The following is a 13,503-nucleotide window of genomic DNA, read 5'->3' as shown; positions in this document are numbered from 1 at the left end:
GCTCAGTTGTTCTCGACGTCGGACGCGCGGGTGACCATCTTGTCGATGAAGCCGTATTCGAGCGCCTCTTCGGCGGTGAACCAGTGGTCGCGGTCGTTGTCCTGGAGGATCTGCTCGAGCGACTTCCCGGTCTGCTGAGCGGTCAGTTCGGCCATCTGCTTCTTCATGTGCAGGATCAGTTCGGCCTGGATCTTGATGTCGGTGGCCGTTCCGCCGATGCCGCCCAGCGGCTGGTGCATGAGGATGCGAGCGTGCGGGGTGGCGTAGCGCTTGCCCGGGGTGCCCGAGGAGAGCAGGAACTGTCCCATCGACGCGGCCATGCCCATGGCCACGGTCGAGACATCGGGCTTGATGTACTGCATCGTGTCGTAGATGGCCATACCGGCGGTGACGGAGCCGCCGGGCGAGTTGATGTAGAGCGAGATGTCCGCTTCGGGATCTTCGGCGGCCAGCAGCATCATCTGCGCGCAGATGGCGTTGGCGTTGTCGTCACGCACTTCCGAACCGAGCCAGATGATGCGCTCTTTGAGAAGACGATTGAAGATGTGGTCGTCCAGACCCATTCCCCCACCGGCGTCGAGGCCGACGGGAGCTGTCATGTCGTATGCGCTCACGTTTCACTCCTGTGTTCTGTGGATGGCTTGTTATGGACTCTAACCGCTCTCCCCCGGGTTTTAGTCCGCGGCGAGGCCCGTGTTCGCCCTCAGCGTGATCGGACCTGCGCAGATGCGAAGACGGTGGGTGCGGATCGTGATCCGTACCCACCGTCTCATCAGGATTCCACCGCCGAGGCGGCTCGTCCTCAGTTCTCTTCGGCGGCCTCTGCAGGTGCTTCGTCCGCGGCTTCCGCGCTCTGCGCAGTCGCGTCGGCATCCTCGGCGCCGGCTTCCTCGGCGTCGTCACCGGCGGAGGTGAAGGCCTCCATGTCGACGACGTTTCCGGCGGTGTCCTTGACCGTGGCACCGGCGAGGACGGCGGCCAGGGCCTTGCGGCGCGAGACCTCGCCGACGAGGGCGTTGACCTGGCCGGAGCTGTCGAGCATCTGAGCGAACTCGTTGGGGTTCATTCCGTACTGCTGCGAAGCGGAGATCAGGTACTCGATGAGTTCGGGCTGGCTGACCTCGACGTTCTCGGCTTCGGAGACCGCATCGAGGATGAACTGCGTGCGCAGGTTGCGCTCGGTCTCCTCGGTGACCTCCTTGCGGTGCTCGTCGTCGTCCGAACGGTTCTCGGACTCGAGGTGACGCTCGACCTCGTCGGTGACGATCTTGGCCGGGACCGGGACGTCGAGGGTCTCGATGAGGTGTTCGAGGACCTTGTCCCGTGCCTGGACGCCCTGTTCGGTCTCCTTGGCCTTGCCGGCCTGGACGCGCAGGTCCTCCCGCAGTTCGTCGATCGTGTCGAACTCGCTGGCCAGCTGAGCGAAGTCGTCGTCGGCCTCGGGCAGTTCACGTTCCTTCACAGCGCCCAGGGTGATCTTCACAGTGCCCTGTTCGCCGGCGTGCTCGCCACCTGCGAAGGTGGTCTCGAAGGTCGTGGTCTCTCCGGCGGAGAGGCCGTCGAGCGCTTCGTCCATGCCTTCGAGCATCGTTCCGGCGCCGACCTGGTAGGAGATGTCGGAGGCGGTGTCGATCTCTTCGTCACCGATGGTGGCGACGAGGTCGAGGGTGACGAAGTCGTCCTTGGCCGCGGGGCGCTCAACGGCGACGAGAGTTCCGAAACGGGTACGCAGCTGCTCGAGCTCTTCGTCCACATCGGCGTCGGTGACCTCGATGGGGTCGACCTCGATGTTGATCGTGTCGTAGGCAGGCAGCGTGACCTCGGGGCGCACGTCGACCTCGACGGTGAAGCCGAGTTCGCCGTCTTCGGTTCCGTCGAGTCCGGGAACCTCGGAGATCTCGACCTCGGGCTGGCCCATCGGTTTGAGGTCGTGCTCTTCGACCGCGTTGCGGTAGAAGTCGTCAAGACCGTTGTTGATGGCTTCCTGGATCACAGCAGGACGGCCGATGCGCTGATCGATGATGCGCGCGGGGACCTTGCCCTTACGGAACCCGGGGACGGTGACCTGGGCCCCGATGGTCTTGTATGCCTCGTCGACGCTCGGTTTGAGTTCGGCGTATGGGACTTCCACGCTGATCTTGACCCGGGTGGGGTCGAGTTGCTCGACGGAGCTCTTCACAGTGTGACCTTTCAAATTCGACAGTCATGCATTTTCGGTCATCTCCGACCTGATCATCCGGGTTCGTGACCGCGAACGGCCATCTCACAGCCTGATCGGTCATCTCGTGACCTTAGAGGGAGCGAAAGTCCACGAATAGTTCGCGCACGTCCGCAAGACGCAATCCCCTATGTTACGCGAAACCCCGCCCGATACGCGAAACCGGGGTGATTTCACGAGCTCGCTCCACCTCGGCGTCCGTAGAGTTCGTCGAGGGTGATGATGACGTTGGCCGCCGTCCACGACAGCGGCGCCACGGAGACCGGATCGCCGTCCCCGCTGATCTTCTCCGGCAGGGACCCTGCGCTCGTGCGGTGCTCTGCCAGCCAGTCGAGGATCGATTCGGCTCGGTCGGTGAGTCCGAGGCGCGCGAAGCCGAGCCCCATGAGCGACGTCGACGGCGTCCAGCTGGAGCGGTCGATGATCCAGCCGTGTCCGGGCTTGATCCCTCCGGCCGGCTGTTCGAGGTGGTCCCAGACTCCGGCGAGAAGCTCGGGTTCGAGCGCGTAGATCCCCTCTGGCCGCTCCGGGACGAGTCCGGCCGCAGGCAGGTAGGCGATGGCCGAATCGGATCCGCCCGAGGTGGGGTACCGCTGCATCCCATTGGCGCCGAAGGTTCGCGTGAAGGTCGCTCGAAAATCGTCCGCTGCGAGCAGGACGGCTGCCGCGTCCTCGCCGAGGCGCCTCCACAGATCCCCATCAGCCTTGGTCAGTGCGGTGAGTGAGTTCATCCCGACCAGAGTCGGTCCGGCCAAGCCGAGGGTGACCTGGGATTCTCCGACTTCCCAATAGTCCGGGCCGACCGGAGGCAGGCTGCGACCGTGGGCGGTGAGGTCGAAGAGACGCCGGGTGGTCCGTCGCAGAAGGTCATCGAACTCGCCGAGGTCGAACTGAGCGGCCGCCGCAGTGGAGACCGAATGCACTTCGGAGATCGCCCATAGGACGAGGCCGAGGGAGTCGAACTGCGACTCGCGATCGTCCGGAGGCAGTCCGGACTCCGGGTCGACGCGGGCGGCGAACGACCCGTCGACCGCTTGTACGGACTGCAGGCAGCGCAGATGGCTCCATGACAGTTCCGACAACCCGACCCGCGCCAGAGCCACTGCAGAGAAGGCCGTGTCCCGCGGCCAGACATAGCGCCAGGCATCGGCCCATCCGGCGACCGGCGCGGGCAGCTCGTCGCTGAGAACCCATAGGTCGAGCAGGGCGGAGACAGCGAGGTCGCGGCGATGGGCAGGCAGAGTTCCCAGCCACGATTCGCAGCTGTCGAGGAATTCCCGCTGCCTCCGGGCCGGGCCCGGATCGGACAGATCCGGCATGACTCGTGACTGTGCGGGCAGGCGTCGCGCGGCGACGGCGTCGAGGGCCTCACGCCGGCCCAATCCGGTGTAGGCGGCGGTGACCGAGCGGACGGGATCCGGTTGGGCCGCCTCGGCGAGGGCTGCGGTGATCGTCGAACCGAGACCGATCGCACCGATCCCGGCGACCGCTCCGGTGAGCATCGCTCGCCGGCTGGGCCGGGCGATAGCCGACGCAGTGTCCCGCTCATCGCGCAAGGGCGTGCTCTGCGGCGGCTGATCGACTGTGGTCATCTGAGGATCTTACCCGTCCGAGAACGAAGAAGCCGGCCTGACCATCAGGTCAGACCGGCTTGTGGAGGGGATGACGGGAATCGAACCCGCACCATCAGTTTGGAAGACTGAGGCTCTACCATTGAGCTACATCCCCGTGTTGCGAGTTCGACTATAGTCGAGAACTTCTTCTAGCGCCAAATCGACATTCGGTGACCTGCGTCACTCCTGCGATCTCACTGTGAGGTGTGTCGCATTGACGGGTTTGCGCGATTCGCAAGGTGCACGTCGCGACCCGCCTGTGGTTAGATAGGAGCCGTCGCGGGATGTGGCGCAGCTTGGTAGCGCATCTGTTTTGGGAACAGAGGGTCGCAGGTTCAAATCCTGTCATCCCGACAGATTTCAGCCGCCCGGACCGATCGGTCCGATCGGTCCGGGCGGCTTTCTCGTGCCCAAATACGCTGGCCCCCAATTACTACCTGAGGGCGGCCCAGATACTTGGCGCTAGGTTGCTCAGCCGCCGTCAGGTAGTACCAAAGGAGACATCTCAGGTGAGGCTCACGCCTCGAAGTCGATGACCTGCCTGACGACCGTCCCGTCGGAGAGCGCGTCGAAGGCCTCGTTGAGGTCGTTCAGCTTGATCGTGTCGGAGATGAGCTCCTCGACGGGCAGCTTGCCTTCTCTCCACAGCTGGGCATAGACGGGGATATCCCGACTCGGCACTGCCGACCCCAGATAGGAGCCGATCACGGTCCGGGCCTCGGCTGTCAGGGTCACCGGGGTGATGTGAGACTGCGCATCCGGGGCGGGCAACCCCACCGTCACAGTCGTCCCGCCGACGGCTGTGGCCGTGAACGCGGTCTCGAAGGCCCGAGCATGCCCGACGCATTCGATGACGATCGGCGCTGTCCTCTGGCCAAGCTGCTCGGGGGTGTAGACCTCGACGGCACCGAGTTCCTTCGCCCGCACCAGCTTGTCGGGGTTCGCGTCGACGCCGATGACTCCGGCGGTCTCGATCGACAGAGCCGTGATGAGCGCGGCCATTCCGACTCCGCCGAGGCCGACGATCATCACCTCGTCATCCGGTCCCGGCCGTCCCGCGTTGAGCACCGCTCCCCCGCCGGTGAGCACGGCGCAGCCGAGCACCGCAGCGATGGAGGCGGGAACGTCGTCGTCGACGGGAACCACGGATGCCCGGTTGACCACTGCGTGAGTGGCGAACACGGACGCGCCGAGGTGGTGGAGCACCTCGGCGCCGGTGTCGTCGTGGAGACGCACCTTGTGTCCGTCGAACGGCAGGGTCCCGGCTCCGTTCGTCGCACTGCCGGGCGTGCACGGAAGTTTTCCGTCGGTGCGGCAGTTCGCGCACTCCCCGCAGCGAGGCAGGAACACTGTGACGACCTGTTGGCCGATCTCGAGATCATCGACGCCGTCGCCGAGCTTCTCAACGACTCCCGCGCCTTCGTGCCCGAGCACCATCGGCAGCGGGCGGGGACGGTTGCCGTCGACGACAGAGAGATCCGAGTGGCAGACCCCGGCCGCCGTCATCCGAATAAGCACCTCACCGGGACCCGGCTCATCGAGTTCGAGGGTCTCAACCGACATCGGCTGCGACTGAGCAAATGGCCGAGGCCGCTGCATCTCGCGCAGCACAGCGCCGTGGATCTTCACAGTGTTCTCCCTCTTACAGAGCCTGCCGGCCCTGCTCCTCATACTTCGCCATGATGTCGATGCGGCGTTCGTGGCGCTCATCGCCGGAGAACGGCTCGGCCAAGAATGCATCGACGATCGCGATCGCTTCGGCTTCCGGGTGCTGGCGGGCACCGACGGCGACGATCTGCGCGTTGTTGTGCTGACGGGCCAACTTTGAGATCTCCGGGTTCCAAGCCAGAGCGGTGCGTGCACCCTTGACGAGGTTGGCGGCCATCTGCTCGCCGTTGCCCGATCCGCCGATCACGACTCCGAGTGCTTCTTGACCGGCGGCTTGATCGTCGACGACGGCCTGTGCCGCGGCGATGCAGAAGGCCGGGTAGTCATCGAGCGCGTCATATTCAAGGGCGCCGTGGTCGACGACGTCGTGCCCGGCCGACTCGAGGTGCGCCTTGAGCACCTCCTTGAATTCGAATCCGGCGTGGTCGGTGCCGAGGTGAACCTTCATATGTCTGCCTTTCGGTGGGATCTGTTGATCGATCGAGTCCGCTGATTGTGCGGACCGTTGAGTCTCAGTCGAAGTTCGGGCCCTGGTCACGGGTGCGCTTGAGTTCGAAGAATCCCGGCGTCGAGGCGACCGCGAGGACTCCGTCGAAGAGGCGTCCGGCGTCCTCTCCCTTCGGAGCGGGGGTGACGACAGGACCGAAGAACGCGGTTCCGGCGACGCGGCAGATCGGTGTGCCGACATCGTCGCCGACCAAGCTCAGAGCCTCGTCGTGGGAGGCCTGGAGCTGCGCGTCGTAGTCATCGGTCTCGCCGTACTTCATGAGGTCGGCGGGCAGCTGAAGTTCGGCCAGAGCCTCGGACACCGCCTTCTCGAAGTCCTTCTCTCCGCCCGGGTGGATCCTTGTGCCGATCGCTGTGTAGAGAGGTTCGGCGATCTCCTCACCGTGCTCGGCGATCGCGGCGGTGACGATGCGCATCGGGGCCAGGGCCCGGTTCATCAGTGCCCGGTAGTCCTCGGGAATGTCCTTGTCCCGGTTGAGGAAGTTCAGGCTCATCGGGTGGAACTTCACCTCGACGTCGCGGACCTTCGCCACTTCGAGTCCCCAGCGTGAGGTCATCCATGCCCACGGGCAGGCCGTGTCGAACCACAGATCGAGTGTTTCCTTGCTCACTGTCTCTCCTCCGTCAAACGCTCGCGGGTCCCGTGCCGGGCACCCATCGTGTCAGTGCTCAATCTATCAAGACCGGCCATCCTCGGTGACGGTGGCCGAATCGCGATCCGTCGCACCGACACCGCCGCAGCGGAGCCTGTCCATGAAAGAATGACCGAGTACACCCGGTTCCCGAAGCGAAGGTCACCTCACTGTGCCGCAACACAATCTCACACGCGACGAAGCACGCGAACGTTCAGCCATCGTGGACGTCTCGAGCTACGAGCACACTCTGATCCTCACAGGAGTCGGTGAGAGTTTCCGCGTCCGTTCACGTATCCGGTTCACTGCGACAGCGGACTCGACGACGTTCATCGACGCCATCACCGCGAGTGTCGAGCGCGTCCGACTCAACGGCACCGACCTCGACCTCGCCGAGGTGGTCGCACCGGCCCGCATCACCCTTCCCGGCCTCGCCGCTGAGAACGAACTCATCGTCGATGCCCATTTCGCCTATATGAACACCGGAGAAGGTCTGCACCGATTCGTCGACCCGATCGATGACGAGGTCTACCTCTACTCTCAGTTCGAGGTCCCTGACGCCCGCCGTGTCTTCCCCGTGTTCGAGCAGCCCGATATCAAGTCTCCGTACTCCTTCACCGTCGTCGCGCCGGAGAAGTGGACCGTCGTCTCGAACTCCCCCACTCCGACTCCGAGCGATGCGAAGGAGACCTTCGCCGAGCTCGGAGAGGAACCGCAGGAGGGCATGGCGGTGTGGCAGTTCGCCCCGACCACGCCGATTTCGTCGTATATCACCGCGATCATCGCCGGCCCGTATGAGTCCGTGCATTCGCAGCTGACTTCCTCCGACGGTTCGATTGTTCCTCTGGGCCTCTACTGCCGCGCGTCTCTGCTCGAACACCTCGATGCGACGAAGCTGTTCCGGATCACGAAGGCCGGTTTCGAGTTCTTCGAACGCGAATTCGGTGTCTCCTACCCGTTCGAGAAGTACGATCAGCTCTTCGTGCCCGAGTTCAATGCCGGAGCGATGGAGAATGCCGGCGCCGTGACGATCCTCGAGAACTATGTGTTCCGGTCACGTCCCACCGAGGCTCTTGTCGAACGCCGGACCGTCACGATCCTCCACGAGCTCGCCCATATGTGGTTCGGCGACCTCGTCACCATGCGCTGGTGGAACGATCTGTGGCTCAACGAGTCCTTCGCCGAGTTCATGTCGACGCTGGCGACGGCCGAGGCCACCGAATTCGCCGATGCGTGGACGACCTTCGCCACGATCGAGAAGTCCTGGGCCTACCGACAGGATCAGCTGCCGAGCACGCACCCGATCGTCGCCCCGATCGAGGACCTTGCCGACGTCGAAGTCAACTTCGACGGAATCACCTACGCCAAGGGCGCTTCCGTGCTCAAACAGCTCGTGGCCTGGGTCGGTCGCGAGGAGTTCTTCTCCGGCCTCAAGAGCTACTTCGACAAGCACGCGTGGTCGAACACCGAGCTCTCCGATCTGCTCACGGAGCTCGAGGCCACCTCGGGCAGGGATCTGGAGAGCTGGTCGAAGCTGTGGCTGGAAGAATCCGGAGTCAACCTCCTCGAGGCCGTCGTCACCACTGAAGCCGGTGATGGCACGGCCGAGGCATCGGGAACGGACGAGCAGACGATCTCGAGCCTGCGCGTGACTCAGCAGCCCTGGTCGATTCCGGGTCAGCCGACCCCGTCGCTGCGTCCGCACCGGCTGGCCGTCGGCTTCTATTCGGACAACGGGCAGGGACGTCTGCAACGCACTCATTCCTTCCCCCTCGACATCGACGGAGAATCTGCAGAGGTGGACGAGGCTCGAGGCCTGGCCCTGCCCGATGTCATCGTCGTCAACGACGCCGATCTCAGCTATGCGAAGGTCCGCTTCGACGCCCGCAGCATGGACACTGCGGCGAACAGACTGGGTGACTTCGACGATTCGCTCACCCAGCTCCTCGTGCTGGCAACGCTGTGGGATGAAGTCCGTGACGGAGAACGGCCCGTCCACGACTACATCAACACCGTGCTCACGCACCTGAGCGCCATCACCCATTCCTCCGGACTGCTCACACAGATGCGCCAGCTCGATACCGCGGTCGGCTCCTACCTGCCGCCGCAGGAGCGCGAGGCGATGCACGCCGAGGTGGCTGACCGTTTCCTCGAGGTCCTCGAGGCGACCGAGGAAGGATCGGACCAGGCCTTCCAGTTCGTGCGCGGATTCATCCGTCACGCGACCACACCCGTTCAGCTGGATCGGCTGAAGTCCTGGCTGCGACCGGAGACCGAACGCGTCTATGGGATCGCCCTGGACACCGATCTCACATGGGAGATCATCATCGGCCTGTGCTCGAACGACGCCGTCGATGATTCGACAGTCGAGGAGATGAGCCGCAGAGACCCCAGCGCCACCGGTGTCCGCCACGCCGCGACAGCACGGGCCAGCCGCCCCACCTCGGCGTCGAAATCGCAGACCTTCACACGGATGGTCGACGATGCAGATCTGCCGAACTCGGAACTCGGGGCGCTCGCTCTCGGCTTCGGTACCGGGCTGCAGACGAACTCCGGGGATTCCATCGCCGCCGAGGCGCCGCTGCGGTCCTTCGCCGACGAATACTTCGCACGGGTGGCAGGCTGGTGGGAGACGCGGACCCTGGAGATGGCGCAGACGATGACTCTGCGGCTGTACCCACCGGTGAGTTCTGCCACAGTCGACGCCACGTCACAGTGGCTCGACGATCACCCCTCAGCGCCGAAGGGCCTGGTGCGGCTGATGCGGGAGAACCTCGCCGATGCGAAGCGGGCGCTGCAGGTTCAGCGTGTGTCCAGCGCTTCCAAGGGATCATTGAACCTTCACAGTTAGTCTCGAAAGATCATGACAACCGATGCAATAGATTCCACTGTTCAGAACGCAAGTGACTTCGATTGGGCAACGTTCCTCCTCGGCGCTCCGCTGAAGATCACCGTGATCATCATCGGCGCCATCGTCGTCAACCTCATCATCCGGCTCTTCATCCGCCGGTTCACCACTGCGGTGGCCAAGGGCACGGTGGGCAGCGAGAAGGCCGAAAGCGCGGGCCGAGCGAAGTTCTCCGCCACGGCGCTTGAGGCTCAGCGGACCGGGATCGATGAGCAGACGATCAAGCAGCGCCGAGCCCAGCGGGCGAAGACCGTGGGGCGCATGCTTTCGTCGGTGACGACGATCCTCGTCAGTGTCATCGCGGTCCTCATGATCCTCGATGCGCTCAGCTTCAACATCGCCCCGATCCTCGCTTCTGCCGGTATCGCCGGTGTTGCCATCGCCTTCGGTGCTCAGGAGCTCGTCCGCGACTACCTGTCGGGATTCTTCATCGTCATCGAAGACCAGTATGGAATCGGTGACACCGTCGACCTGGGCGAAGCCGTCGGCGAAGTCGAGGACGTCGGCCTGCGCCGCACCCAGATCCGTGACCTCACCGGCACCCTGTGGCATGTGCGCAACGGCGAGATCCTGCGTGTGGGCAATCTGTCCCAGGGTTGGGCTCGTGCCGTGCTCGACATCCCGCTCGACTACCGGACCTCGATGGATGAGTACCGCGAGATGACCGCGGACATCACGCGCACTCTGCGGAAGGATCCCGAGCTGGCCAGTGCGATGTTGGAGGATCCCGAGATCGCCGGTGTCCAGTCGCTGTCGGGCTCCCACCGGGTCATCCGCACGATGGTCAAGACCAAGCCGAACCTGCAGTGGATGGTCGAGCGTGCCTTCCGTGCCGAACTGATGACCCAGCTGGCAAAGCGCGGCGGACAGATCGGTATGGTGCAGGAGACGGTTCTGCGTACCCTGCCCGCTCAGGAGAAGGCGATGGCTCCGGCAGTCGCCGAGGATTCCGAGAATCCCTCGCCTCTGCCCAGTGACCAGGAGATCCGCAGCACCGTGCAGGAGGACTCCCCCAGTGAAGGATCGAGCGATGTCGCAGACAACTGACGGTTCCATCTTCGAGGCCGTCGGCGGGCATGACACGTTCACCCGCCTCGTCGACGTGTTCTACCAGCATGTCGATGCGGATGCTCAGCTCATTGCGATGTATCCCGACGGCCATGAGCTGGAGGGGGCGAAGCACCGTCTGCAGATGTTCCTCGAGCAGTATTTCGGGGGTCCGTCGACCTACCAGGAGCAGCGAGGTCACCCGCGACTGCGGATGCGGCATTTCGACTATCCGATCGATTTCGATGCCCGGGACCGCTGGCTGCGCTGCATGCGCGCGGCGCTCGACGATGTGAGCCTGCCGCCGCTGTACGACGAGATGTTCTGGGACTACTTCCAGCGGGCAGCGACCGCGATGGTGAATACGAACCCGAACATCCGGTGATCACTCTCCGGTGACCACAGACCGCTGATCACAGTCCGCGGGCACGCGTGAGCAGGTGACCGCCTGGGGCGACGAGACGCAGCCAGCCTCCGGATTCCATGATGCGCAGCTGACGGTCGTCATCGCGCCCCGCCGGTGGAATGAAGCGCAGCGCAGCGGCTGCGAAGGCCAATCCTCCTGGCATCCCGGTTCCCTGCTCACCCGTCATCGGACGTGACCACACGCGTGAACGCAGAGCTTTGACCGCGTGTCCCCCGGAACCCTCGGGCGCACCGGTGCTGATCTCTGCGATCCCTGACTCCGCAGTCTCGTGGAGCCGTCCGACGCTGATCGTGTCGTATTCGGACCAGCCCCCGCGCGGAGGCGCGATCCCGGTCCACGACACGAGCACCGAGTTCGGCGGCACCGGCAGAGTGGTTCCGTTCTCGTCTCTGGCGAAGCGGTCGAGCAGATTCGACAGCGGCACCGCCTCGTCGAATCCGTCTTGTTCGTGGTCGTCCAGGCGCAGCATCCGCATGGCCAGCACCAGCGGTGTCGAATCGCCGAGCCCGTGCGGGAACAGCGGTGCCACGGTGGCGGCCAGGACGTCGGAGGCGACCTGCAGTCGCATCGCTCCGTCAGCATCTGCCCTGTGGGCCAGAGAAGCGAAGGCGGAGAGATCCCGCATCGCCAGCGGGTCACTGATATGCAGATCCGTCATCGTCGGGCCCTCCGCAGCGGAACGGGCGTGCCGAGCACCGATTCCATGGCGACGGTCTCGGCTTCGCTGAGGCGTCGCGGCCGGCCGCTGGCGATGTCGATGAAGACGATGACGGTCTCGGCGACCGTGTAGGTGCGCGAACCGTCCGGTTCGCAGATGACATAGCCCACCGTCACCGAGGCGGGTCGCACATCGCTGATGACGAGATCGACGGCGATGGGTCCGGCCCGATAGGGAATCGGGGCACGGTATTCGATGGCGTGGGAGGCCACGAGCAGCTCGGTGGTGGCAGAGGCGTCGGCGAAGATCGTCGGTATCTCGACCCCGCTGACCGTCTCGGACACCCCATGCTCTCCCGGCGTGGTCGGTGCATCGGAGCTGTGGGTGGGAGAGCCGAGAGCACGGACGCGAGCCTCTTCCAGCAGTTTGAGCTGGGTGACGTTGTTCACGTGGCCGTAGGCGTCCATATCACCCCATCTCAGTTCCAACAGTACGCGGGTGAATTCGTCGAGAAGGGGGTTGGTGGCGCCAGAGTGCATGCCTCCCATCATGCCACCTTCCTCACGACGGTGCCGCACGCGATAGGATCGTGACTCGTACGCACGATTGGCCCAGTCATCCGAGGGAGAAGCCCATGACCGACGAAGCATCCTCCGAAGCGGAGGCGAACGTAGCTCGGCTGCACGAGATCCTCGATCTGCGCCGGCTCGAGTTCACTGCGGCGTCCAGCGAAACGGACTTCTTCATCGGGCACAGTCAGTACAAACCCGACGGTCGAGTCTTCGGCGGGCAGGTGCTCGCACAGTGTGTCGTCGCAGCAGCTGCCACACTTCCCAGTGACCGCCTGATCCATTCGCTCCACGGATATTTCCTGCGCGCCGGCGATGTCAGTGAGCCCATCGAATTCGGCGTCGAGCGGCTGCGCGACGGCCGTTCGTTCTCTGCCCGCCGCGTCCACGCATATCAGAAGGGCGCGCCGATCCTGTCATTGAGCGCTTCGTTCCAGGACGACCAGCCGGGTCTCAGCCATGCCGAGCAGATGCCGACCGGTCTGCCGGCTCCCGAGGACTGCCCGGAACTGCTTGACTATATCGGTGACGAGGATTCTCCGCTCGTCAGCGACTGGCTGCGGAAGCGTCCCTTCGAAGTCCGTCCTGTCGAGCCGTCTCTGCACACCTCGGGCGTCTCGGATCCCTCGATCACCGAACAGCATTCCTGGTTCCGAGCCAGTTCGAGCTTCGGCGACGATCCAGTGCTCAATGCTGCGGCTCTGGCCTATGCCAGTGACTTCAACCTGCTCGAACCTGTCCTTCGTCATCACGAGCTGACGTGGCGAACCCCGGGGCTGCGGGTGGCCAGCCTCGACCACGCGATGTGGTGGCACCACCGGGTGCGCGTCGACGACTGGATGCTCTATGTGCAGGAGTCTCCTGCCGCACAGGGTGGGCGCGGTCTCGGCTACGGCCGCATCTTCGCTCAGGACGGAACCCTGCTGGCTACTGTGGCCCAGGAAGGCATGGTCCGGGTCAAGGAGGTTCAGTGACGAGTAAGGACCCGACGATGATGGATATCATCGGCACCATCCTCAGCCGACTGGTCAACGTGGCGCTTTTCCTCGTCATCGGGCTGCTCAGCCTCGTGGCGTTCATGGGACGCACGGATCTGCATGTGGCGGTCTGCGGGCTGTTGGCAGTCGTATGTGGAGTCATAGGCACGATTCTCGTCCGTCTGTTGTTCAGAGGGATCGCGAACCTCGGCGGACTCACCCGCCGGTCAGAGGACTGACTCTTCTCCTCATTCGGTCGAGGCTTCGGGCTGGCTCGTT

General features: G+C 64.4%; 13 protein-coding genes and 2 tRNA genes. 6 read left to right on the top strand and 9 right to left on the bottom strand.

Annotation, left to right across the window (positions count from 1 at the left end; translation table 11 throughout):
- Nucleotides 1-2: 2 nt before the first annotated feature.
- The 4 genes from ACOZ9V_RS08565 to ACOZ9V_RS08550 form a co-directional block, all read right to left on the bottom strand.
- The gene (locus ACOZ9V_RS08565; protein ID WP_101545567.1) at nt 3-599 is read right to left on the bottom strand and encodes an ATP-dependent Clp protease proteolytic subunit; all 597 of its coding nucleotides are present in this window, start codon (nt 597-599) and stop codon (nt 3-5) included.
- Nucleotides 600-802: 203 nt separating this feature from the next.
- Nucleotides 803-2,179 (bottom strand): trigger factor, encoded by a 1,377-nt coding sequence (gene tig / locus ACOZ9V_RS08560; protein WP_139467009.1) that lies wholly within the window; start codon nt 2,177-2,179, stop codon nt 803-805.
- A 212-nt stretch (nt 2,180-2,391) separates the two neighbouring features.
- Nucleotides 2,392-3,810, bottom strand: coding sequence for a hypothetical protein (locus ACOZ9V_RS08555; protein ID WP_434595092.1), 1,419 nt, complete (start codon nt 3,808-3,810; stop codon nt 2,392-2,394).
- Nucleotides 3,811-3,872: 62 nt separating this feature from the next.
- Nucleotides 3,873-3,946, bottom strand: a tRNA-Gly gene (locus tag ACOZ9V_RS08550).
- A gap of 165 nt (nt 3,947-4,111) precedes the next feature.
- On the opposite strand from ACOZ9V_RS08550, the gene ACOZ9V_RS08545 reads away from it, so the two are divergent.
- Nucleotides 4,112-4,185: transfer RNA gene (locus ACOZ9V_RS08545), tRNA-Pro, on the top strand.
- A gap of 162 nt (nt 4,186-4,347) precedes the next feature.
- Here the strand turns inward: ACOZ9V_RS08545 and ACOZ9V_RS08540 are convergent.
- The 3 genes from ACOZ9V_RS08540 to ACOZ9V_RS08530 all read right to left on the bottom strand — a co-directional run bounded on the left by ACOZ9V_RS08540 (nt 4,348) and on the right by ACOZ9V_RS08530 (nt 6,617).
- Entirely contained in the window at nt 4,348-5,460 is a 1,113-nt protein-coding gene (locus tag ACOZ9V_RS08540) for an alcohol dehydrogenase catalytic domain-containing protein (protein WP_434595089.1), read from the bottom strand.
- 13 nt (nt 5,461-5,473) lie between these two features.
- Nucleotides 5,474-5,947 (bottom strand): ribose-5-phosphate isomerase, encoded by a 474-nt coding sequence (locus ACOZ9V_RS08535; RefSeq protein WP_139467007.1) that lies wholly within the window; start codon nt 5,945-5,947, stop codon nt 5,474-5,476.
- Between the two features lie 64 nt (nt 5,948-6,011).
- The gene (locus ACOZ9V_RS08530; protein WP_139467006.1) at nt 6,012-6,617 is read right to left on the bottom strand and encodes a mycothiol-dependent nitroreductase Rv2466c family protein; all 606 of its coding nucleotides are present in this window, start codon (nt 6,615-6,617) and stop codon (nt 6,012-6,014) included.
- Between the two features lie 193 nt (nt 6,618-6,810).
- Between ACOZ9V_RS08530 and pepN the strand changes: the two genes are divergently transcribed.
- Genes pepN through ACOZ9V_RS08515 form a run of 3 tightly spaced genes read left to right on the top strand, consistent with a single transcriptional unit; the run spans nt 6,811 to nt 10,978 of the window.
- The gene (gene pepN, locus ACOZ9V_RS08525) at nt 6,811-9,489 is read left to right on the top strand and encodes an aminopeptidase N (protein ID WP_376905256.1); all 2,679 of its coding nucleotides are present in this window, start codon (nt 6,811-6,813) and stop codon (nt 9,487-9,489) included.
- 12 nt (nt 9,490-9,501) lie between these two features.
- Entirely contained in the window at nt 9,502-10,593 is a 1,092-nt protein-coding gene (locus ACOZ9V_RS08520; RefSeq protein WP_139467004.1) for a mechanosensitive ion channel family protein, read from the top strand.
- Nucleotides 10,577-10,978: a globin gene (locus ACOZ9V_RS08515; protein ID WP_264801534.1), complete on the top strand. Its 402-nt coding sequence runs from the start codon at nt 10,577-10,579 to the stop codon at nt 10,976-10,978. Before ACOZ9V_RS08520 ends, ACOZ9V_RS08515 begins: the two co-directional genes overlap by 17 nt.
- 28 nt (nt 10,979-11,006) lie before the next feature.
- Here the strand turns inward: ACOZ9V_RS08515 and ACOZ9V_RS08510 are convergent, their stop codons facing one another.
- Nucleotides 11,007-11,678: a hypothetical protein gene (locus ACOZ9V_RS08510; RefSeq protein WP_434595086.1), complete on the bottom strand. Its 672-nt coding sequence runs from the start codon at nt 11,676-11,678 to the stop codon at nt 11,007-11,009.
- A complete protein-coding gene (locus ACOZ9V_RS08505) occupies nt 11,675-12,217 on the bottom strand; it encodes an acyl-CoA thioesterase (RefSeq protein WP_434595084.1) in 543 nt (180 codons plus the stop codon). The genes ACOZ9V_RS08510 and ACOZ9V_RS08505 overlap by 4 nt, the downstream gene beginning before the upstream one ends.
- A gap of 95 nt (nt 12,218-12,312) precedes the next feature.
- Here ACOZ9V_RS08505 and ACOZ9V_RS08500 point away from each other — a divergent pair, with 95 nt between their 5' ends.
- Nucleotides 12,313-13,221 (top strand): acyl-CoA thioesterase, encoded by a 909-nt coding sequence (locus ACOZ9V_RS08500; protein WP_434595082.1) that lies wholly within the window; start codon nt 12,313-12,315, stop codon nt 13,219-13,221.
- Nucleotides 13,218-13,463, top strand: coding sequence for a hypothetical protein (locus tag ACOZ9V_RS08495; protein ID WP_229663906.1), 246 nt, complete (start codon nt 13,218-13,220; stop codon nt 13,461-13,463). The genes ACOZ9V_RS08500 and ACOZ9V_RS08495 overlap by 4 nt, the downstream gene beginning before the upstream one ends.
- Nucleotides 13,464-13,503: the final 40 nt, after the last annotated feature.

This window comes from Brevibacterium sp. 1718 (assembly GCF_051131255.1).
Taxonomy (GTDB): Bacteria; Actinomycetota; Actinomycetes; order Actinomycetales; family Brevibacteriaceae; genus Brevibacterium; species Brevibacterium sediminis.
Note: the sequence above shows the minus strand (reverse complement) of the source record. Positions and strands in the feature narration are given on the sequence as shown.

Excerpts from the sequence above, each read along its gene's own strand:
- ACOZ9V_RS08515 (WP_264801534.1), top strand. The coding sequence starts at position 10,577 with ATGTCGCAGACAACTGACGGTTCCATCTTCGAGGCCGTCGGCGGGCAT.
- ACOZ9V_RS08535 (WP_139467007.1), bottom strand. The coding sequence starts at position 5,947 with ATGAAGGTTCACCTCGGCACCGACCACGCCGGATTCGAATTCAAGGAG.
- ACOZ9V_RS08505 (WP_434595084.1), bottom strand. The coding sequence starts at position 12,217 with ATGCACTCTGGCGCCACCAACCCCCTTCTCGACGAATTCACCCGCGTA.
- ACOZ9V_RS08520 (WP_139467004.1), top strand. The coding sequence starts at position 9,502 with ATGACAACCGATGCAATAGATTCCACTGTTCAGAACGCAAGTGACTTC.
- ACOZ9V_RS08510 (WP_434595086.1), bottom strand. The coding sequence starts at position 11,678 with ATGACGGATCTGCATATCAGTGACCCGCTGGCGATGCGGGATCTCTCC.
- ACOZ9V_RS08565 (WP_101545567.1), bottom strand. The coding sequence starts at position 599 with ATGACAGCTCCCGTCGGCCTCGACGCCGGTGGGGGAATGGGTCTGGAC.
- ACOZ9V_RS08555 (WP_434595092.1), bottom strand. The coding sequence starts at position 3,810 with ATGACCACAGTCGATCAGCCGCCGCAGAGCACGCCCTTGCGCGATGAG.
- ACOZ9V_RS08500 (WP_434595082.1), top strand. The coding sequence starts at position 12,313 with ATGACCGACGAAGCATCCTCCGAAGCGGAGGCGAACGTAGCTCGGCTG.